Here is a 21,301-nt window from a genome sequence, read left to right as displayed (position 1 = left end):
CAAATTTGATTAAACTGCGGTTTCAGGTACCGGTATAAAAGGCGCACCACGGAAACGAACAAAATTATTAAAACGGTTTTGGCAAGTTTCTAAGCGTTTATCACATCCTGGATAAACCTTGATTCGTTGCCCTGCCTGCGGTGTTTCCAGCAATGGCAAAGTCAATAATAAAGCCCCCGATTCATGCATTCGGATCGTCCGTTTTAGACCAGCATTACCACCGTCCAAGAACTCGATCACGCCTTGGGTAAACCAACCTTGTGGCTGATTCACCTGGCATAAAATTCGAGCTGAAGTACTGCCTGCTTCAATGGTTGTCTGCACCATAAAGTTTTGCCGCAAGAGACCGCATGCCGTGTCAAATAGCGTATTGGTACAACTTGGCTGATACAGATTTCGCGGCATTTGCACATTCAATTCATCCAGATCTGATGCAACACTGGCTTGAATTGAATTACGATCTAAGTCAGGCTCAATGATTCGACCTTCGAACAACTTAATGGTGCCGGCACTGGTGTCCGTTGGCATACTCATATCCATAAATATGCGCTCCAGCTTAAATCGAGCACCATCTAATTGGCCATTATGAAACGCTTGAACAACATTAATGCCATTCCATTCATTATCATCAATACAATTAATGCTGATCGATAAATTATCAACTTCAATACCGAGTGACAGGCTAATTCCTTCACGACTGATGATCGGACCTCTCGAACTATATGCTTGACCTGCAACAGTCAAATCAAAATCATAATTGGTATATCTGAATACATCACCCTGCACAGTTGTAATCGTATAGAGATCTGCCATTACAAACCGATCTGCATCAAGCAACGCAATTAATTTTGGAGAAGCAGCTCTCATACTTTATTTCCTAAAGATCCCACCAGATCAACTCTTTTTGCGTTCCAAAGTTTATGCATAAAGTTCGTAAACTGTTGCTCATCATCAGCAAATCGACACCGATAATAAAAAATGCCATCAACTTGCAACGTATCACCTTCAGCAAGGGGTATCGGTAAATTTAACAAACCGTTCTTTGTAATTTCATACTGTGTTACCCACATTTTTGCCTCAAGATCAGTCCACATTGGTTGATCAAGATCATCACTCCACATAAGAGGGTCTTCAGATACAAACTCAGCCGTATGACTTACCGGTATTTCTAGGCTGGCCATTTTCTTATGCAATTGAAAAGAAGTGGTTTCACCATCACCTTGAAAAGTGCAATTAAACTCATAATCATCAGGCATCTTGAAAAGAAATGAATCGAAAGCACCACGGCGCTCTAAAAAGAAACTTTCAAGTTGCTGTAATTCATTCCTACCATTGTTTTCACGTAAAAATGCAAATGACATTGAGATTTCATACTTAGGAATGGCTTGGTAACTTGCGCGAAGTTCCCGACCGTTCACAGACGTCATTATTTTGGTATTAAAAATGGGAGTTTTTGACAACTCCCATTCAAGACCAGGTAATTCAGGAAATAATACATCAGACACAAAAACCTCCTTAGGTACCGAAATTACGGCGATGGCCCTTTAATCCACTCGCCAATTCACGACCATGCTTTTCAAAGAAACGCTTTACGTCACGTGAGTCAAAGGCTTGAATTGAGAAATGGTTACTCACTTGCTGACTTGGAGTTTGAGGTGTGCCAAAGCCTCCATCTGCACTTAGTGACTTACCTAAGGCACGAATCGTATTTGCGTGCTGCTTAGGTAAAACCATTTCTTCTTCGTGAAGTTGTGTCATAGGGTTTACACCTGCAGGAATATCGTAACCACCTCGGGCTGATGCCACTTTTCCCACAATTGCAGATACACCAGCAAATGCGGCAATACCAGCAGCTACACCCAATGCAGGGCCTACAATTGGTATTGACGAAAGCGCCGCCCAAGCACCAGCCATAGCTTCCCAAGCCGACATCATGATTGACTTTAAGACTTCCATGAGCTTTAAACCTAAACGAGCAATTACACCTGTTGAAGTTGCAGCGGTTTTCATGCCTTCACCAGCCACCACAGCACCAGTCTGAGCAGCTTGTCCAGCTACTTCAGCCGCCGTCTCTGATTTGATAAACCCTAATTTAATCGCCATACGAGTTGCTAAACTTGCAGCGTATTTTTTCAGTGGTTCACTAATCATGCTTTGAATAAATGCCCCTGCTAGTTCTGTAAAAATGGCATTCATGGCATTTTTCCAGGTCAATGTTCCATTCATCATGGACTGAATGCCTTTATCCCATAGACCAGACATTCGTGACGTTAGATTCCCAAACTTATCTTCAAAGTCTTTCATTTGGGCATCAGAAATCATGCCTGGTGCTTGGATATCAGACACTGATCTTTGATGATCTAATGCACTGATTTCATTGGTTACGCCACTTACCCCAGAACTATTCCCAGTGAGTTGACTTAGCTCTTGTTCAAGATCTAGGCGCTCCTCCAATCCAATACGCTTGATGGCATACAACTGTTCTTCAAGTTGCTTTGCAAGACGTACCTTTTCAACATTATTGATTCTTCCAGCATCAAAATCAGCATCCAAACGTGCCATTTCTAGCTCGAATATTTGCTGAGACAAAATCATTTTGCCTTGAAGCTCTTCCTCATGAAGCGTCTTGAGTTTTTCAAGTTGTTCAACACGAATCGCTTTGATTTTGTCGGCGGCTTCCTGCTCAGCTTTGATTGAAAAAGCTTTCTTTTCTTCAGCTGACAATATAGAAGAATCAATGTCACTTAGTTCTTTCTTAAGATCTAAAGCAACCTGCTTGCTTTCATCTGCATATTTATACTGCAGTGCTAGCATTTCCTTTTCAGCTTCTTCAGCTTTGCGGATTTGCTCTTGAAGTGATTTATCAAAATCTGAAGATTCAGTCCCTGCTTCTACACCGTTAACGCCAGCCATGTAACCCTTGACGTTTTTCACGTACTGGCGATTAATTGGACCAATACCGGTACTACGATCAACATTCCCTTCACCTGCATGATAAGCAGAAATAGCCTTGTTGATATCACCATACTTATCTAGCAAGAAACGCATGTATCTGGCTGCGCCTTCAGCAGCTTGTTTTGTGTCGAATGGATCAGATACGCCAAAGCGCTTGGCGGTCATATCCAGCATTTGAAAGTTGCCTTTCGCCGTGCCGTATTTAGTCTGAACGCCTTCAACATTTCGCCCCTTAGTCTCTTGCATGTTAAGAGCTGATAGCATGCCACTCGGCAAGCCATACTTGGCTTCAAAGCCCGAATAGTTAAACTTTTCAGCATTCGCTTTTACACGCGCATTGACCTGCAAGATCTGTTGCTGTTTTTCAAGCTCCTTAGTTTGACGTTTTTGAGTTTCTTCAGCCTTTTTCTCTGCATCTTCACGCGCTTCAGCTGCTTGCTTACGTTTCCAGTCCGCCTCTTCAGCCTGTTTAACAGCTTCAGGCATTGCACCGTCTTTAGCGGTGTATCCCATACCAGCCTTATCACGAGCATCTGCCATGTGCTCAGCACGCTCACGCGACACACCACCAACTTTCATGTTGTGTTGAATATAGCGTTCTCGTTCAGACTGTTTGTTGGATTCACGAACATACTCCATTTGCTTCGCAGTCAAATTGGCTAATGCATTTGCTTTATCGTTGATGGAGTTGGTGTGTTCCTTATTATCCTTAGTACCTTGTGTCACAACTTGGTTATAAGTCTTTAGAACACCCTGAGCATCAATGACTGCTTTACGCTCTTTATTAACGGCAGCAGCTTTCTCATCAATTCCAGCCTTATGTTTAGACTCAACTGTTCGTAGGTTATTAATACCTGTGGCTAGTTGATCTGAATTCAGCTTGCCTTGAATATATTGATCGTGGAGCTCTTTAGCTGCTTTTTTATCAGCATCTGATGCATCGGAATGATTAACAACCGCACGCACTAAGCCAAGTAATGCAATTTCCTGTTTACGGAAACCCTGCTCAGCTTTTGCTAGATCCGCTGTGGCTTGTCGCGTCAATACACGCTGTTGAGCCTTATCGAGCTTTTCATATTCCTCACGAAGTTGAGCAACTGTTTTGCCTTGTGTGCTTAAGGCGGTAACAGCTTCATCACTGCTTCGTTTCATGTAAAGGAATGCAGCACCTGCCGCTAAACCTTGAAATGCCAACATACCTAAGCCAGCAGGTCCACCGAGCAATGCGGATGCGCTTCGCAGTACACCCATCGCCGTAGCAGTACGCATTGCCTGTCCTTGAAGCGCAGACAATTGCATTTGATAAGCCATGCCTTGGGCAACACCAATCACAAACTCTTTAGCTAATACGGCGCATTGAAGAACCAGTTTAGCTGAAATAGCTGCACCTAAAGCGATGACCACAGCTTTGATATTGTCAAAGTTCTGCGCAATAGCAGTCACTGCAGGCGTTACTGAATTGATCAGCATTGCCTGGAAGCCTTGGAACTGAAGCTCTAGTGTGTAAAGGTTTTCTTTAGCCTTACCGAGGTTGTCCACCATATCTTTAGACATGATAGCGCCAGCATTCTTGGCTTCTTCACCCCATTTTTTAAATCCTGCACCGCCGTCTTTGAGTAACGGAATAAGCAAACTGCCATCATTGACGATCTGCTCCATGTAAGTGATAGTTTCAGCGTGCGATAAATTGGCTTTTTCCAAACCATCGTAATATGCCTGGATAACCTCTGGACCACTTAAATCTTTGAACATATCGATGGTCACACCAATCTTAGGCGCAACCTTTTCAAAGAAGTCCATCATTTCGCCTTCACCACGGCGTGCTTCACCGAGCCGATCTAGCGCGTCCTTACCCATCATGCCGAACTGTTCTAATGACAATCCAGCTGTTTGAGCACCCTTGGCAAAGTATTGGAGGTCTTCTACCGATTCACCCAGCATGTCAGACATTTTCTGAACTTCTGAAGCGGTGCTAATTGCATTGCGAGTGAAACTGACCAATCCATCTACAGCTAAGGCAGAACCAATACCAGCAGCAATTTTTTTACCTAGGCCCAGCATCTGCGTTGAGATATTGCTTGAAAGATTATCGAAGATCTTTTGCACACCAGACACGTCAATCTGAAAGTCCACTTTCTTACCTGTGACTTCAATCTCCTGCGCCGTATCTTTAACAATACTTTCGGCTTCATTCATGCCTTTTTTAAGTTCAGAAGTCTTCGCACCAACGTGCACTTCCACTCGATTGTTGCTCATAATTCCTATCTCGCAGGCATAAAAAAACCGCCGTGAGGCGGTTGTAGTCAGTCAAGGTATGGTGAAAATCACCACACCTTCGAATTTTTTTTAGGGTTATTTAACTAGGCGTTCCATAGCATTTTGCATAATTAAAGGGAGCTGCTCTTTTGAAACTAAATCTGTACGATTCACCAATTCTGGGATTTTATTAGACTCAATCATCACGGCGTTTTCGGGCACAAGGTCAATAGCAAACCCACCCTGATAATTCAGTTTTACAGTCATTTGCTTGCCTTGAAGTATCTCCGACATTAATGCCTGAGCAACTTGTTCAGGATTAAAGGATGGATGTTCAGGCATTTTTCCACCTAAGCGTTTAACCTCGGCTTCCAAATTCTTTTGGTACTCAATCAAACGATACTGTAAAACGCCGTGACAATTCTGAATAGCATTTACATCTACTGGGGCGTGAGATTGGTATTTATCGAAAGTCAAAATTAATCCATGAACATACTCGACCGCATCATCCAAGTTTTCTAATGGTATTTCGTCAATGTGATCAACATTAAATCGCTGTTGAACCATGATATACGCATCTGAAAAGTTGATTTTCACACGCGATACTAAGTTTGATACAGCATGACGTAAGTTCTCACGATCTTTAGGAGTTGTTTTACGTGGATTAACAGCCTTACCTTTAGCCCAATAATCCCAAAGTACATCATCACATTCTTCTTGATACTTAATAACCGTGTCTCGAAGTTCAGGTTTTACTTTGTTTGGGCTAATAGTCATAAGCCAGCCAAATAACTTTTTAACTGGCAAACACGTCATAAGACGATCTTTACCATCATTTGCAACTATTGTGATTTCCACAATGGTTGAAGCGAAGCGCTGTTTTAGCTTCACAAATTGAGAACCCCAGTCTAAACCCATGCCATCAACAATAGGCTTCATAGGTGTGTATGGTTGCCCATTATGCTCAACTAAAAATAATTCAGCATTGTGGAAAGGTACTGTGATTTGTTGTAAACTATTCATTGTTGATATTCCTTTGTTAACAACATTGAAGCCCGCCGCCTGCAAGTGTTGGGCTTTTTTGTTGTCTGTTGATTTCATGCTTTCGCACTCTCTTTTTCTCGCTTATCTAACCATTCTTCAATGATCATATTTAGCTGAGCCGTGATAGTTCTGCGGTCTTTCTGAGTTTCCTCTCTAAATCGCTCTAAAGTTTTTTCAGGTATACGCACGTTTACCTGTGGGTCTTGTCTTGCCATTAGATTCTCCTTATAGCATGTGATGTAATTTAACATCACAATCACATTAAAGCAGGTGCTTTATTTGGTGTCAACAAATTTTTGACTATTTATTTATAGCACTCTATAGTTTATGTACATTGGAACATTAGTTGTTATAAACCTATGGCACGCACAGACCCACAAGTTAACTTTAGAATACCTGCTGAACTCAAAGATAAGCTGGACGAAGCTGCCAAGAAAAATGGCAGAACACTAACTGCTGAATTAATATTGCGACTTGAGACCACATTTGAGCAAGACGATCATCTAAAAGATCTTATATGTCGTCTCGAAAGCCTTGAAAATGAAGTTGATAGTCTAAAATACGATCAATCCGAATTAAGAAGAGATGTTGATCGCATTGATGGGCGAGCTTATTAACCCTCTTGAAACAAAGGTTAATTTGATGAAACAACACTCCTCAAATATGAGGTTTGGATATGATGCTCAAATCTGAGCATCAAGCATCTGCAAATTTGCAGAGCACCCCTCAAATATGAGAGACACTAAAAAAGCACCCTAAGGTGCTTTCATGCAAGGGCGGAATCACGCCCTTTACTTAATTCGAGGATCTAAATTACTGCTTTGTTCCTAGGAACAACACTGCATTTTGACGACTGCTATTTTCTGCTACAGCATAAAGTGACTTAATTGATGAATCATAATAAACCACACCCTTAACTGTCTGTCCCGCTAAGAGACAAGGTGAATAACCAAAAGCTAAATCAACATTGTAGTAAGGTGCATTTTCTTCAACTGCTATTTTCCCCGAGAACGTGCAGCCACTTTGTCCCTTACCTGAAATCACTCCCGTATTTGAAATTGTTAAGGTTGCTTCTTCAATACCTTCAACTATCGCTGATTGACCTATATAAGATCCTGCAATTGTCGTGAGATTGGATACCGAGTTATTTAATTCAGCATCATATAAAGTGTCAAATGTAACCTGATTTGAAGGCGTATAAGTGATCGTTCCATTTAGGCTCTTTTTAGTTTCAAAAGTACCATTAATAGATGTGTCGTAAACTGCACTACCACCAAAATAAAAGTCTTTCCCTTTAATCGCTTTTACTGTGTTACCAGAAACAGTTAAGTCACCAGTCATGAAGCCAGTAATTCCGTTAGAATAAGGTGGTGTATATAGAAACCAGAATTTATTATTTTTATCTACCAACCCAATAACATTTTGCGCTTGATTGGTCTTGCCAGTGTAAACACCAGTGATTTCAGCATTAGCTACAGGTGTTTTATCTCCCTCATTATTAGAAGAAGATGAATTACCCCCGCCACCACCGCAAGCAGTCAATGCCAAAGTTAATAGACCCAATCCAATTACTTTTTTCATGGTTATATCCAAGTTGTTATAAAGTTCCCGCGAACTTTAACCAACTCAAAAACTTTAATCAATCAGGGCAGCCTTAGCCACCCTGAATAAAACTGACTACGCATTACGCATAATTTTGATTTTAGGCTTATCCACAATGCCAGCATAATGATTTACCTGCTCAACAACATGCATCAATTCTTGGTTAATCGAAGTGATTTCATTCACCAAACTACCCAACTTTGCATGATCTAGTGTTTGTATGGAATCAGATACACTTCCAGAAATACGAGCATTCAAAGTTACTCGATCAATACTGCTTGCTAAATTATGTCGCTGGGTTATTAATCGCTGGTACTGCTCCAATACAGTATGGTAACGACCTAATGCCTCATAATCTACAGTCATAAAATTATCCTTGTGGAAAGTTAATCAAAGCATCCATTAAATCATCTTCATCATCGCTTTGAGCATCTTCTGAACCAGTACTGTCTTCAATCCCCATAAATGCCTCAAGGATCCGACACAGACGCTGAATGCCAACATGGTTGGGAGGACACTGCTTATGATACGCATTCAATGCTTTGACTCTTGGAAAATCCAATTCATTACGCACATAGTCGTAATCCTTGCCCAATGTAAGCACCAAATGCGTGTACAGCTCCTCCCAGTCTATTCCCCCGAATCAGTGGCCTGCTCGTCTTCACCTGTATAAACTAGACCAGAAGCCCCCATGACCGTATCAAATACGGCGTTCACGTGACCAATATCAAGTAGTTCATCAGCAATAAATTCGCGGGTAATGTCAGGATAGTTACGCTTTAAAGAGCTATGTGCTACATCTGCCACTAAAGCAAAGTCACTTGGATCAAAGGTTTTAAGCTTCGGCATCAGCTTTTCAGCAGTACCTAAGGACAACGGCGCAAAAATCCAAATCTGGCCATTAATTTTAAGTGGGTTACCACGTGGGTTTTCGACCTGATTAAATTGCATATGGTATTACTCCGAAGTAGTCCATTTGAAGACACGGCCTAAATCATCGGCCATTGGCTGGAATTCAAACTCAGGTAGATCGTAATCATCTTGTTTTGAACTGAACGCAAGCTTATTGCTTGTACAACGGTAGAATTCAATACCAAGACCCTTGCCCTTGTATTCCCGGAACAGATCAACACTGAATTCAGGCGTATAGCCCATATCCAAGTTACTTACGACACCTGACTTAGCACCTGCCACCGTCGCTGTGTATTTAAAGCTGATAAATACCGTTTTACCCACATCAGCTGCTGCAAAGGTATAAACACCTGTCGCTTCATCCACACTGTATTGACCTGCAACTGGTGCACTCGCCACACGCTTTAATGGAATTGCCTTACTGTCAGTCACGCCTAAATCTTTCACGAATGTACCGCTGTTCGGAACGACTGGTGTTACTGACACTGCAACGACTTCACCATTGATGGTCTGCGCGACTGCAGTAATACCACCTTCAGTGACCACGCCACCAAAGAAAATGGAATTTAGCAATGCGCCATTGATACGACCCATTGTCGCTTTACACTTAATCGAACCTTTACCGCGTGCGGCATCTACGGCGAACTGACCACGGCCATAGAGTTCTTTTAAGTCATAGCTGATATCAACTGACGTTGACTGCAGTACGCCCACTTCAACGGGTGTGCCGTTGGAGATTGGATTACCGTGCACATCCTGTAATGGTGTGGCAAAGATTTTACCGGCACCAAATAAATATTGAGCCATATCGACCTCTTAAAAATGAGAAAACCGCCGTATTGGCGGTCATGGAATTTATGAATTGCTTTAGGTAGTGGTGAGGATCCGTATCGGAATAATGGCAATCCCTTGGTCATCAAGCATATTTTCCACTGCTTCAAAAACTTCGATCGTGCCCTCGATCCAACAATGCTCGACCAATCCTCCTAAGGTTTGGTATTCGCAGATGTCAGGATGATCAGGCGCAAGCTTGGCACGTACTTGATCAATCATCTGATTTAACTGCACGCTCGGCGGTATAGATGGATTTGATTCATGAATGTAAACGTACACTTCCGCTTCAAGTTCAACCTTGGCATCCAAGCCTTTGATCGGTGCTTCAGTCTGGTTGCCTTGCGTCACAAATAACGCTGGGCGCTGTTCGGGTGTAACATGGTTAAAATGCCTTAGCCTGCGACTCGTGGTTTTAATCCCATCGATACCCGATAGACGATCAAACAATGCCTGGTAAATGGCTTCACTATTCACTGCTCAATCCCCTTTCAATTGCAGCATCAATATTCTTCGGCACACTCTTCGCCACTTCATCCAATGAATCACGCATAAAACGGCGCTCTTTCATATCGACTTTACGAGAATGGGCTTTGATCATGATTTGACGTGCTGTGATCGGCTGACCAAAGACTTTCTTGATCATCCGAAGATGCGCCTTAATGGCCAATGCACCTTTAAGCCCAAATTCATGAGCAAAGGCATAAGGTACCAAAGCACCACCCGCACCGACTGTACCCTCGATCCAATCCTTATCCTCTTCCACCTTAGATGCAACAGATCCCCTTAAACGCCCAGACTGCACATTCAAGCGCTGACCTGTCAGCATGTCTTCCTGAATAGTGCGCTGAAGTTTAAGTGTGAGTGCATTTACCGTGCGCCGTATTTCAGCACGTACACGTTCATTGACCTCGTTAAAATCAACATCAGCATCAACACGGTAATCACTCATACATCACCTACTTTGCAGCAGCAGTTTCTTTTTTAGGTTCTGCTTTGATTTCAGGTACCGCACGTTTAAAACCATGTGGTGCCAAGATGTGTGCAATGTCGGTATCCGACTCGATCACACCTTTTTCAACCTTGTACGTGGTGCCTGCAATTTCAAGCGAAGTCGCTTTGAAATTTTCAGGCGCTTGATACTTAAATGACATGCCTTGCTCCTAAACAACGAAAGCACCAACACCCAAACGATTAGGATTGGTACCATCATTGCCAATTGGAATTGAATTTTTTAATGCCAGGTAACGCTGGCCATAAATGCTTTGGTTATAAAATGCATCAGTACCAGAACGTGAAAAGCTCACACTCTGACCTGCAATAGTCATACTTGATGCATCTGAAAAGCTGCTACCAGACTTTGATTTGTATGCAACTCTGAGAATATGTGCTGCATATAGACCCACAGCACGTTCTTTCAGATCACCAAATTCAAGCGCCGTTACAACAAGACCAGCTTCTTCTAATGCATCGGCAATTTCAGCATCAGAAGTATTTAATAATGTTGTGTCGTACTTAAACTTTAATTTAAAAGCTTGTGGGTCCATAGTTCACCTTATTCAGTAGCTTGAGCAAGTTTTTCTTGCAGCTGTTCAAGTGTTTCATCTTCAGCGAAGGTGATTTCAAGATCAGTCAGCGCTTTACGCACGTCATCAATCGTGAGCTCAGGAGTTTTGGATTCATCCTTGCCTTTACCATCGTCAGCTTTGCCAGATTGTGCGCCTTTGCCACGACCTGAAGCAGGTTTTGAATCACCGGCTTCTGCAATTTCTTCAACAGCCAGCTCACCTGCATCAATAATATGCTTGGCAAACTTGTTCTTTTGGAGTGCTTTATGGTGATTGGCTTCAACTACTACGGCGATCCCTTTAGGTAAAGTCACCAGGCCTGCAAAAACAAAAGCGGCATTAGAGCCGCTGTAAGTGTATGAATATTTAGCCATGAGATTTTAATCCTTATGCATGATCAAGGTAACGAAGTGAATCAACACGTTTCAACCAAACGCCCTGATATTTGTAATGACCAGGTACAAGCACATCTAAGCCTTTTGGTTGCGCCGTCAGGAATACAACGCTGTTACCTTTGAATTGAATACATGATGGATCACGGCGATAAATGATCGAACGGTCAGCATTTGCAGTACCTTTACCATTACCACGACCAGAACCACGAATCGTTAATGGCTTACCCTGAGTGGTGAAGATGTTGTTTTCTTCAATGTACTTCAGGAATGTTTTACCGCCTGAGTTTGGTACCACACGTGTTGAAAGGTGTGTGTACTGCGCTGATGCCATCAAGTAGGTATCAGGCTCAATAGACGCATCACCGTCAAACAAGTCTGTCGAGCTTGCCAACGAGTTATTGAAGTCAGATAAAACCTCTTCAATGGTCGCTGTAGCCCAATCGTGCTGACCTGTCACGATGGTAACGCCTGTTTGGTTCAAGAAGCCATTCACTTGTTCAAGCTGTCCACTGGCATTCGCTTTGGTGTAACCGTACCAAGCGACATTTGACATGTGCTTTTCAGCAGCTAAGTTTGCAGCCTGAACTTTATCCGCTTCAAGCGTGAGGTTCATTTGCTGTGCGGTCGCCAATTCAACCACTGAATATTGGTAGCCAATCACACCGACTTTCACTGGTAGGCTTACAGTATCGTATTCAACTTCTGCAAGCGGAATATCATCACCTGTACCAGCATAGTCTTCGCCGATACCCACGCCTTTTTTACGAGACAGAATTTCACCACCACCATAAACCGCATTTACATTGGTCACTGGGATGAACTTGGCGTAGTCAAGGACCTGTGCAAGCTGTGGTGTAATTTCGTTTTGTTCTTCGATCTTTATGAAGAGCTGTGCCAATGCATCCATGTTGAACGCATCGCCAACTTGTGCCTGAATGGCATGTGAAATCGGCGTTAAACGCGCTTTCATTTTTGCTAATTTGCTCATGTGTTATTAAGCTCCACGAAGATTAAGAAGGGCTAAACCATCGGCACCTGTCACGGTTTCCCATGCTGCACCTGGAAATACTGTTCCGTCAGTTGCTGAGCTCGACAAAGAACCCAACGGCGCTGCTGTGGTACCGTTTGCAGTTTTTACATAAACCGCAGCAGTAATGTCGGTGATCGGCGCTATAGGCTTGACCCAAATTGCACCTTCAAACATCACAGGCAACATATCAGCCGCTTTATAGGCTTCTTTACCAGCCGCCGTTTTGCCTGTCTTACCAACACCGTGGCGTACCACTACTCCAAAACGTGTCGGTGTAGCGCCTGCCACAGCCGTTACAGATTTGCCATCAGTCGTGCGGACAACCACATCACCGTCATTGACTAAAGTCAGACCTGAAAGCGGTAATGACAGTACAACTTCTTTGGTAGTTAAACGGCCACGCTGACCTACCACCGCATTTAATTGCTGAACCATGATTCAAGTTCCCCTTAAATTGTTTTGTATGCAGCAGACTTGTCATAACCCTTATTTTCTTTAGGGTCTTGACCTTGGTTTTGCTGTTGTTGCTGTTGATGTAATGCATCACCGACTGCATTGCCTGGTGTGGTCGACTTCACTGCTGACAGTGCACGGAATACCGTGTCGATCTTTTCAGGATTCGCATCACCTACGGCGACACCACCTAGTACGGCAGTCACCAATGCATCGCCTGCTTTGGCTGCAATCACATCACGTTTAATTTGTTCACATGAACAACCTTCAGTTTTGATACCTGGTACCAATGCAACGGCGTCCGCAACCACTGACGCACGTTCAGCTACGACCTGATCAAGCTTTTCAGGAGTGATTTGGTTTTTCTCGAGATCACCTACTTTTTGCTTCAGTTCTGCATTTTCAGTCTGCAAGGTATCAACCACTGCTTGTACAGTTGGCAATTCGTCACCGATGGCAAATTGTTTATCACCGACTTTGAGTTTTGCTGCTTTCAAGTTTTCAAGCTGGTCTTCTTGTTGCTTTACAGCATCTGCTAGCGCTTGGTTATCACCAATCTCAAAGCGAATACCGTTTACTTTAATTTCCATCTTTTTCCCCTTTGGGTTTGGTTTATGGTCACCGACGCGACAATCACCGCCACAGCGACCGTATTTCACCAGCGCCACGTGATTGCCTTTAAAATTGATAAATTTGGCTTGATACGGCGTACCATCTGGCGCCGTGCCTTGTTCAAGGACAAGATCAGCCGCGTAGCCCAATGAGATCTCAACGCGCTCATTGTTTTGAATAGCATTGATACTGTTCTGATCTTTGATGATCAGATCACCGACCAAGAAATCACCCTCTTGGCGCACGTTGAAGCATTCGCCAATGTGGTATTCCTTCCAATTGGAAGCATTGATTTCATTTTTAGGCGGGTGATAGTCCGTTGTGTCTACGCCGTCGAATCCTTTAATGACTTCAGGTTTGAATAGGTCCTCAGCTGCCACATAGACATTGATAACCTGATCCGCTGAATAGCCTTCCAAATTTGGAAATTCATAAGCGTAGTACTGACGAACTTGAGGTGCTTTGGCCAAACGCACATTGACGCATTTCAGATACCCTTCTTGAGTAAATGAGCGTGTACTTTCGCTTGGAGCAAAGTCACCGATTTTCAGTTGGTAAATGAGTTTCATGAGTTAATGACTCAGCTTTTGTAAGATTCCGCATAATAGAAGTGCACAAGCTACGATTGCTGCCATGTGTAATAAGCATTGACCAAACAATCCTGAGTCATTATTTGGCTCAGATGCTCCAATCTTTTCTAATGGTGGATGTGGCACAAATTCAGGCTTGGGCTCAGGCTGTTTTGCTGAATTTTGGGCATTAAAAAAGGGCTTTTTAGCCCTTATTTCTTCCGCTTTCTTTTGTATGTTATTAGCAATGATTTCTAAATCTATTCGATCCATACAATTACTAAAATCTGGATAAATTTGGCAGTCCGAATAACCACCCTGCATTACATCCCAATCCGTTTCTGACTTGGATACTGCTTTTTTGTTTTGAGCTTCCAGACGGCGATAAAAACGCTCCTTGGAAAATATCTTTTTACGCATGACATCACCTTTCTGTTGGCAATAAAAAACCCACCGAAGTGGGTTAAATTAGATAAAACAACAAGTGACTTTACTATTGATCTTTAAGCGAATTCATCATTACCGAAGCATCTGCTGCCCAACACTCTAAAGCACAATCTTTATCAAATTTACTTAAACCAATCCCTTCGCAACAATTTTTAGTCACTTGTAGAATTTCAATTGAATCCATATTCAACAGCAACTCGATATCGAAGTTCGATTCTTTAAAAACATCAAATAAAGGCTGAAAGTGGGGATCAACCACATCCATAGAAAGATACTTTCCAATCCATTTATTTGCTCTAGTTTTTACATCCAACAAAATATCTAGTTTTTGGTCTTGATGCATCTGTAATCCCCTGCATATCGAAAGATACTTTAAATCAAACTATTAAATCAGTCGATCAAAATATCCTCATAATTCGGCAAGGCGGTGCATCGACATCCAATCTTTTGACCAGGATGACCACCCTTAGGCGGCGTATCCCATCGAAAGGTTTTGCCATGATGGCTGGCACATAACGGACGAACCTTTTCATCCTTTGATGTTAAATAATCGTAAGTCGTTACACCTAAAGACGTCTGACGTTTCTTATTGATAGCGCCGTTGATCTTACCCATCTGATCGGCTGCAATCAGTCGTGCACGATTGTCTGTGCTATGACCGAGTTTTTTTATTTCCTGAGCCAGTTCTTGATTAGTTTGCCCTGTCTGCAAGGCATTCATCACCAACGCTTCAAGCTTATCAGTGTACTGACTTGGAATAGACTTAATCAGCGAAACGTTTGCAGCAATCTGATTATCGATTTCATCCTGAATATCAGCGCCACGGAAAAACGGCGTAAGGTCCACACCAAGAATGGTCTTGGTATGACTAGCAATCTGCTTATCAACATCTTTGCTGGTATCCATAACCACTTTAGTGGCCAAAGATACCGACACTTCCATGGTGTACTTGACCATCTTTTCACGTAACGCCGTGAATAGGTCTGTCACCCAGCTATCACCAATGTTTTGACCAACGGCTGGTAAAACAAAATCCTTGGTTTGGTCTTGGCAATATTTGGATATTTCCAAAAGCTGACGTGTATAGAAAAGTTCTACACGGCGATTGACCTTAACTGCCTTAGGCTTAGCCTTGCGCCCTTTCTTGCTTTTCTTAATCTGCTGAAGCTGAGGCTTAAGGATCTGTATGATCGTCGTCATTTGGCTTCACCATGGTTTCCAGCAATTTGATGTGTTTTTCATCAATGACTGAATAAACGCCGTCGATATTAAGCTGACGAGCGATCTGCGGTTCAGTGATGATGCCCATATTGAGATACTTCTCATCGCGCTCAGCATTGGCTTTTTCCACTTCCGCACGGACTTTAGCATCCAATTGCCAAAGCGGATTAAATACGACATCCAGCTCAGGTATTTGACGTCCAAATGTAGACTGACAGATCACAGCAAGAAATTTCATCAAGATCGGCTTAAGGTCCCATTCCTGCTTAGTAGCAATCGAGTCGTAATAATTACGAGTGTCATGCTCACCAGTGGCATTCATACCTGCGGGTGCCTGGCCAAACAGAATCGTATATGGGATATCTGCGGCACCCGCCGTCTGGACTGAGAATTCACGCATCATGTCAGGCAAGCCGCCGAAACTATACGTTTTTGATTCGTACTTTTCTTCAGCATCAAGGACTAACATACCGTTTAGGCTTTTCATCAGCCCCACAGACATGAAACGTTCCATGACGCCTTTCATATCCTCTCTAATCTTATCAACCAAGTTCGGCGTTTGAATGACATCAATCTTTGATTCATGAATAAGGCTAGCAGATCCACGCTTCACACTGGCATGATCCAGCAGATCCTCATAGACTTCTTGCAGAATGCTTTGAGGCTCTTCATTCACCACATCGGCATGAGCAATGCGAATTAGACGAGTATGGTGAATGCGCTTTTTCGCTTCATTCCCCATTTTCATTTCGTAAAATTCAGGCTGTTTCAGTAGTCCACAACATGCCGACGGCGGTAAATAACTGTTTTTATCCGCCGTGATATATTTCTTTTTAACGACCGTGAAGAATTCCAAACGGCCTTGGCCGAGATTGGAAATATCTAAAGGTTGGTCTAAGGCAGCGCCGTCAGCCGTTCCAAGCAGAATGTACACAACGCCGTAGAGGCGAGAAAGAATTAGGCCCGATAAAAGCACATGCTCTAAGTGAAACGCCTTACACGCTTCCTCAAGGCGTTTTAAATCATCACCTTGAATGCCTTCATAGAACCATCCAGCACGCAGCATGTCAGATGCAGGGCGATTGACAATACGGCGTGCAAGCCAATTCTGATACACCGCTTCAAGTTGATCATCGTCAATGTCTTTACGGACGAACTTGCCACCTGTGGCTTTGTCACGCTCGGTACCAATATTGGATACCAAGTTGGTATATGCACCAGCATCGCCAATGGCGTTGATTGCCTGTTTTACTGCATCTGCTACAAGCGTTTTAATTTTACCGCCTGTATCAGACTTTTTATCTTTAGCCATAAATACCTCTAATCAAATACAGTCGGCTTTTTCGCAAGTGAGTCATTAATCGCATCGATGGTAGGATCCCATTGGTCATCATGCTCATGTGTGAAGTCGGCTTTAAGACCCTCGATTTCTTCAACATAATTCAATAACCACGGCGCACTCACAGGTAGAACAACACGACGATCCTCGACATAGAACACTACATCCATAGTACGAGTCAGCTTGTCTGTATCACGCTGAATCGCTTTGATCGGTAATGTGGTTTCACGCGAAATGTTTTGAATCAGCATCGTTCCAGATGCTTTATCCTCGATGGCCATGTATCGAAGCTTGCCGATCTTGGTATTGCTTTCCTTATGCTTATTGATGAAAGCCTTAGCTTCCTTAATCAGCTCAGGTGCTTCCCATTTGCCACGGCGCACATCGATGATGTACAAGCGATTGTCATAACCAAGCCCTGCACATAAGAACACTGAATAGTCGTTATGCTCTTTGGTTTTTTGCGCCGTATCTGCCCATATCGCACGCCACTTGAGTACTGGTAACTCATGGTACCGATCGAACCATTCAGCCTTAACAAGGTCACCACCGAGCTTTTTAGGCTCTTGCTGGTACTGACTGCTGAACGTATAACGTGACACTGTAGCGCCGTCTTTATCCTGACCGCCCTTCTCTAACTGCAGTAATGACTGTAACGACTCTTTCAGTGGCCAATAACTCTGACGTCCTTTCTCATCACGCTCGACATCACGTGGCACTTTACGGCGTATATGCTCAGGCAAGGTATTGATGTAAGCATCATCAATCAGTGCCGGTATCGAGATCTGATGCCATTTCCCTGGCACGTTGCCAGTCATCACAAAGTTAGTCGGATCCTCAACGTGTAAACGCTGCATAATCAGAATAATCGGTGTAGATGATTTGGCTTTACGTGAGTTGACCGTGTTCAGAATCTTACGATTTGCCTTGTTACGTGCCGTCTTACTAAATGCATCTTCAGGCTTGAGCGGATCGTCCAGGATAATCGCACCGGTAAATCCAGCATCTGCCAAAGTACCTGCACGGCGGCCCGTAACTTGACCACCCATCGAAGCTGAATAAACATGTCCCGCTTCATATCCATCTACAGTCGTTTTCCAGCTTGCCTTAGCATCGGTACTGGTCGAGATCTTCACAGGCCATAAGCCCTGAAAATCAGCCGATTTCACGATGTTTCGCGCCGTAGACGACACATCCTCTACAAGTGACTGCGAGAATGACAAATATAAGAATCGTGAACGCTGATTCCGTGCGATACCACGTGCGATCAAATTGGTCAGTAGTTCAGTCTTACCTGAACCAGGTGGAACGTTAATAACTAAATTTTCGATTCGTCCGGCAATGACTTCATCAATGGCCCAAGCTATGTATTCATGGTGCCAATTGACTGAGAACTTAAACCCCATACGAGGCATGAAAAAACGGCGTGTGAAAAACAAATGTTCACGTTCGCATTTCTCACGTTCGATCTTTATCTCAAGCGGTCTAGTATTTACTTTCGAGTTCATCTAACACCTGCTTCACTAATTCAGGGCTAGCATCCACGTAGGTAACATTTTCGCTTTGTAATGGTCCACCACCTGCGCCAGTCAATTCTGTTTTATTGGTGTATTTGCCACCGACGTCTTCAGCCACCTGTTTAAGAATGGTCAGCTGTAAAATCGGATTGCGTTTGTTCTGTGGGTTATTCAGCAAGTTCTCATAATGACGTAAGCGCACGGCGAGATTCGCCAAGGGCATTTCATCTGTATTTTTACGGAACTGCTCCCGGGTTTTATAAAACTCGTCAGCTAATGCTTTACTGAGGTTTTGTCCTGTCCGTTTGGTCGGGTCGTATGCCTCACACTGCTGACGTGAAATAGTGATGCCAAACTCTTGTTGGACAAGCTCAACGGTTTCAGTAGGTGTATTCCACTGCGCTAAGCTACGTACGATAAAGAGTTTGTGCTTTTGATTTAGCGTTGCCATTGCTCTTTATCCGTCCAACTTCGTCCAACTCAATGGACAAAAAAATTTAAACGACCTTCAGAAAGCAAGTACCGCACGCATGGTAAATATCGGCTCTTGAAATTTCAGGTCGCTGTTTCGCTGCATCAATCATGTTTTGAACTTCTTCGCTTGCACCATAACGGCGTACCACACCAGTGAATTCCTCCACGTCATGCCCTTTGATCTCAAGCTTTGGTAAACCTGTTTCACGGTTAAATTGTGGGATACCCCATTCATCACGCTTATGTGCAATGTGGTAAAGCTCATGCTCAACCAGTGCACAAAAGGCAATATCATTCGCCACTTGGGCAAATTTGGAATCAACCGTAATGAGATATTCAGGAACTTGACCAAACCATTGTTCAAATTGTTCCTCTTGGCGTGCTTTCTTCCATCCACCCATATTGATCATGACTTTTTCAGCTTGACCAACGACAAAACGCCCCTGTTTGATAAATCCGCCGTTTGCCCACATCACGGCGATCTGTGGCCAGTAAAATGAGTCCAGGTGAATATGATCAGGGTTAAATACTTCAGAATGTTCATTTAGGAATACAGCTTTAATCCATGCCCATAGTTCTGGTGCTGGCATAAAGTTAGGTGTATCCAAATCGAATATTTCTTTTGGTGGGTATGGTCGAACTGGTATGGCTTGTCCGACTTCATTGCTCATTGCAGTACGTTCCGTAAGTTTCGGATGCGCTCCTTAAGCTCAATCATGATTTCATCAATCGCAATCATTTGATGACGCTTAAGACCTGAACGGCTGAGGTTTTGATATTTCGCCAGCTCCGCACAACAGAACTGTAAATCTTGTTTAGCTTGCACACGATCTGTCATATAAGTCCCTACCGCGTTAATACAATATTTCAAACAAAAGAAACCCCACTAACAATTACGTTAGTGAGGTTTAGTGCCGTAATAAGTTCGGCCAGTACTTCAAAAAGGGCTTGCTCTTACCTGCGAGCCCTTTAGGTTGGCATGGTGCAAATACATGCATGCGTTAGAAATTCAAGTTAGATGTTAAACATCCAGGATTATTGAAAGGAAAACGCAATTCCGTATTTCAACTTGAACACTTCCGTATTGCTTACGGTTACAACCCAAGATCACATTAACACCCCTTTAAACTTGAAAAATAAAGTTAATGTAAGGGAATTTATTTATCGCTTTAACTTGCTAATTCAATGAACGATTAATTATGTTAATAATTTAAATGGCAAAAAAATACCTCCTGAGTGAGGAGGTAAAATTGAAGAACAGGTTAGGTCCTGTGCATAAATAATATTCAATTTCTAAAAGCGTAGCATTAGCAATAAGTTACAATATTATATTAGAAGAATTCATTAACCTGAAGATTTTAATTCAAGCTGTCTATCATCTTGAGTAACCTTAATTTTAATATTTTGATAAGTACGCTTACTAGGATTCATAGCGGATCCCACCACCTCTTCAAAAAACCTTCTATCTTTCATTAACTCTGCATATAGCTTGTAGCCTATCAATATTCTTTCAGGTTTTTTATTATTCGCTAATGTTTCTTTAAAAATATTGTTTAACTGGTTTACATCTACCATAAATAAAAATTAGCTCTAAATTTAAGAAGCCCATTATGCCTTATTTAAAAGTACAAACAATGACAACTGCCTGTTATTAAAGCTTTCAGAACAAACAAACGTTTAAAACACTATACTTCGTAACTTTATCACCAAAAAAAGAAATATTGATAACAAAAAAGCCCACCATTTGGCGAGCTTTCCTTGATGCTTAAACCTATTTTTGACATTTCACGTTAAACTGGTATTCGTCTTGAGTAACCTTAATTTTAATATTTTTATATTTTCGCTTGTTTGGATCCATTGCCGAGCCAGCCACTTCCTCAAAAAAGCTACGATCATTCATTAGCTCGCCATACGCTTTATAGCCTAATAAAATCTTTTCAGGCTTTTCGCCTTCAGCCACTAATTTACCGAGAGTATCTTCTAGTTTTTTAACAGTTAAAATCGCCATTTCAATTAGAGCTCAAAAACAAAAAGGCATTATCGCTTATTTTCATGAACAAACAATGTCAAAAAAAG

Annotated in this window: 29 protein-coding genes; 1 reads left to right on the top strand and 28 read right to left on the bottom strand. The window is 42.6% G+C overall.

Annotation, left to right across the window (positions count from 1 at the left end; translation table 11 throughout):
* Positions 1-9: 9 nt before the first annotated feature.
* From AC1M89_RS03595 to AC1M89_RS03575, 5 genes are all read right to left on the bottom strand, one after another.
* Positions 10-867 (bottom strand): DUF2163 domain-containing protein, encoded by an 858-nt coding sequence (locus AC1M89_RS03595; RefSeq protein ID WP_481595297.1) that lies wholly within the window; start codon positions 865-867, stop codon positions 10-12.
* Complete coding sequence (locus AC1M89_RS03590; protein WP_481595298.1) at positions 864-1,505, bottom strand: DUF2460 domain-containing protein; 642 nt, start codon at positions 1,503-1,505, stop codon at positions 864-866. The genes AC1M89_RS03595 and AC1M89_RS03590 overlap by 4 nt, the downstream gene beginning before the upstream one ends.
* Before the next feature lie 10 nt (positions 1,506-1,515).
* A complete protein-coding gene (locus AC1M89_RS03585; RefSeq protein WP_481613922.1) occupies positions 1,516-5,211 on the bottom strand; it encodes a lytic transglycosylase domain-containing protein in 3,696 nt (1,231 codons plus the stop codon).
* Between the two features lie 96 nt (positions 5,212-5,307).
* The gene (locus AC1M89_RS03580; RefSeq protein WP_481607361.1) at positions 5,308-6,234 is read right to left on the bottom strand and encodes a phage antirepressor N-terminal domain-containing protein; all 927 of its coding nucleotides are present in this window, start codon (positions 6,232-6,234) and stop codon (positions 5,308-5,310) included.
* Between the two features lie 74 nt (positions 6,235-6,308).
* The gene (locus AC1M89_RS03575; RefSeq protein ID WP_481607362.1) at positions 6,309-6,470 is read right to left on the bottom strand and encodes an Arc family DNA-binding protein; all 162 of its coding nucleotides are present in this window, start codon (positions 6,468-6,470) and stop codon (positions 6,309-6,311) included.
* Positions 6,471-6,614: 144 nt separating this feature from the next.
* Between AC1M89_RS03575 and AC1M89_RS03570 the strand changes: the two genes are divergently transcribed.
* Positions 6,615-6,872: an Arc family DNA-binding protein gene (locus AC1M89_RS03570; protein WP_481607363.1), complete on the top strand. Its 258-nt coding sequence runs from the start codon at positions 6,615-6,617 to the stop codon at positions 6,870-6,872.
* Positions 6,873-7,068: 196 nt separating this feature from the next.
* Here AC1M89_RS03570 and AC1M89_RS03565 read toward each other — a convergent pair whose 3' ends face one another.
* The 23 genes from AC1M89_RS03565 to AC1M89_RS03455 form a co-directional block, all read right to left on the bottom strand.
* A complete protein-coding gene (locus AC1M89_RS03565; protein WP_481613921.1) occupies positions 7,069-7,836 on the bottom strand; it encodes a hypothetical protein in 768 nt (255 codons plus the stop codon).
* A 96-nt stretch (positions 7,837-7,932) separates the two neighbouring features.
* Complete coding sequence (locus tag AC1M89_RS03560) at positions 7,933-8,223, bottom strand: hypothetical protein (RefSeq protein ID WP_179998024.1); 291 nt, start codon at positions 8,221-8,223, stop codon at positions 7,933-7,935.
* Positions 8,224-8,227: 4 nt separating this feature from the next.
* Positions 8,228-8,461, bottom strand: coding sequence for a hypothetical protein (locus tag AC1M89_RS03555; protein ID WP_481595660.1), 234 nt, complete (start codon positions 8,459-8,461; stop codon positions 8,228-8,230).
* Positions 8,462-8,487: 26 nt separating this feature from the next.
* Positions 8,488-8,808 carry a hypothetical protein gene (locus AC1M89_RS03550; protein ID WP_481595301.1) on the bottom strand — a complete coding sequence of 107 codons (321 nt, stop codon included), beginning with the start codon at positions 8,806-8,808 and terminating at the stop codon, positions 8,488-8,490.
* Between the two features lie 6 nt (positions 8,809-8,814).
* A complete protein-coding gene (locus AC1M89_RS03545) occupies positions 8,815-9,576 on the bottom strand; it encodes a hypothetical protein (RefSeq protein WP_481595302.1) in 762 nt (253 codons plus the stop codon).
* Positions 9,577-9,636: 60 nt separating this feature from the next.
* A complete protein-coding gene (locus tag AC1M89_RS03540; RefSeq protein WP_481595303.1) occupies positions 9,637-10,077 on the bottom strand; it encodes a hypothetical protein in 441 nt (146 codons plus the stop codon).
* The gene (locus tag AC1M89_RS03535; protein ID WP_481613920.1) at positions 10,070-10,552 is read right to left on the bottom strand and encodes a hypothetical protein; all 483 of its coding nucleotides are present in this window, start codon (positions 10,550-10,552) and stop codon (positions 10,070-10,072) included. The genes AC1M89_RS03540 and AC1M89_RS03535 overlap by 8 nt, the downstream gene beginning before the upstream one ends.
* A gap of 7 nt (positions 10,553-10,559) precedes the next feature.
* The gene (locus AC1M89_RS03530) at positions 10,560-10,754 is read right to left on the bottom strand and encodes a hypothetical protein (protein WP_481595305.1); all 195 of its coding nucleotides are present in this window, start codon (positions 10,752-10,754) and stop codon (positions 10,560-10,562) included.
* A 9-nt stretch (positions 10,755-10,763) separates the two neighbouring features.
* Positions 10,764-11,147, bottom strand: a complete 384-nt coding sequence (locus AC1M89_RS03525) for a DUF4054 domain-containing protein (protein WP_481595306.1) — start codon at positions 11,145-11,147, stop codon at positions 10,764-10,766.
* An 8-nt stretch (positions 11,148-11,155) separates the two neighbouring features.
* A complete protein-coding gene (locus AC1M89_RS03520; RefSeq protein WP_481595307.1) occupies positions 11,156-11,542 on the bottom strand; it encodes a hypothetical protein in 387 nt (128 codons plus the stop codon).
* A gap of 13 nt (positions 11,543-11,555) precedes the next feature.
* Positions 11,556-12,551 (bottom strand): DUF2184 domain-containing protein, encoded by a 996-nt coding sequence (locus tag AC1M89_RS03515; protein WP_481613919.1) that lies wholly within the window; start codon positions 12,549-12,551, stop codon positions 11,556-11,558.
* Between the two features lie 6 nt (positions 12,552-12,557).
* On the bottom strand, positions 12,558-13,028 hold the full coding sequence (locus AC1M89_RS03510; protein WP_481589993.1) for a structural cement protein Gp24: 471 nt from the start codon (positions 13,026-13,028) through the stop codon (positions 12,558-12,560).
* Positions 13,029-13,042: 14 nt separating this feature from the next.
* Positions 13,043-14,227, bottom strand: a complete 1,185-nt coding sequence (locus AC1M89_RS03505) for a DUF2213 domain-containing protein (protein WP_481613918.1) — start codon at positions 14,225-14,227, stop codon at positions 13,043-13,045.
* Between the two features lie 3 nt (positions 14,228-14,230).
* Positions 14,231-14,647, bottom strand: a complete 417-nt coding sequence (locus tag AC1M89_RS03500) for a hypothetical protein (RefSeq protein WP_481613917.1) — start codon at positions 14,645-14,647, stop codon at positions 14,231-14,233.
* A gap of 73 nt (positions 14,648-14,720) precedes the next feature.
* Positions 14,721-15,017, bottom strand: coding sequence for a hypothetical protein (locus tag AC1M89_RS03495; RefSeq protein WP_481595310.1), 297 nt, complete (start codon positions 15,015-15,017; stop codon positions 14,721-14,723).
* A 47-nt stretch (positions 15,018-15,064) separates the two neighbouring features.
* Complete coding sequence (locus AC1M89_RS03490) at positions 15,065-15,874, bottom strand: phage head morphogenesis protein (RefSeq protein WP_481613916.1); 810 nt, start codon at positions 15,872-15,874, stop codon at positions 15,065-15,067.
* A complete protein-coding gene (locus AC1M89_RS03485) occupies positions 15,849-17,207 on the bottom strand; it encodes a DUF1073 domain-containing protein (RefSeq protein WP_481613915.1) in 1,359 nt (452 codons plus the stop codon). Before AC1M89_RS03485 ends, AC1M89_RS03490 begins: the two co-directional genes overlap by 26 nt.
* An 8-nt stretch (positions 17,208-17,215) precedes the next feature.
* Entirely contained in the window at positions 17,216-18,742 is a 1,527-nt protein-coding gene (terL, locus tag AC1M89_RS03480) for a phage terminase large subunit (protein WP_481595312.1), read from the bottom strand.
* Entirely contained in the window at positions 18,720-19,202 is a 483-nt protein-coding gene (locus AC1M89_RS03475; RefSeq protein ID WP_168396906.1) for a DUF2280 domain-containing protein, read from the bottom strand. The genes terL and AC1M89_RS03475 overlap by 23 nt, the downstream gene beginning before the upstream one ends.
* A 46-nt stretch (positions 19,203-19,248) precedes the next feature.
* On the bottom strand, positions 19,249-19,896 hold the full coding sequence (locus AC1M89_RS03470; RefSeq protein WP_481613914.1) for a putative metallopeptidase: 648 nt from the start codon (positions 19,894-19,896) through the stop codon (positions 19,249-19,251).
* On the bottom strand, positions 19,893-20,063 hold the full coding sequence (locus AC1M89_RS03465; RefSeq protein WP_171319224.1) for a hypothetical protein: 171 nt from the start codon (positions 20,061-20,063) through the stop codon (positions 19,893-19,895). The genes AC1M89_RS03470 and AC1M89_RS03465 overlap by 4 nt, the downstream gene beginning before the upstream one ends.
* A 506-nt stretch (positions 20,064-20,569) precedes the next feature.
* Entirely contained in the window at positions 20,570-20,800 is a 231-nt protein-coding gene (locus AC1M89_RS03460) for a hypothetical protein (protein WP_179998039.1), read from the bottom strand.
* 196 nt (positions 20,801-20,996) lie between these two features.
* Positions 20,997-21,233: a hypothetical protein gene (locus AC1M89_RS03455; protein WP_004646432.1), complete on the bottom strand. Its 237-nt coding sequence runs from the start codon at positions 21,231-21,233 to the stop codon at positions 20,997-20,999.
* Positions 21,234-21,301 lie beyond the last annotated feature (68 nt).

This window comes from Acinetobacter sp. ANC_7635, from assembly GCF_056779945.1.
Note: the sequence above shows the minus strand (reverse complement) of the source record. Positions and strands in the feature narration are given on the sequence as shown.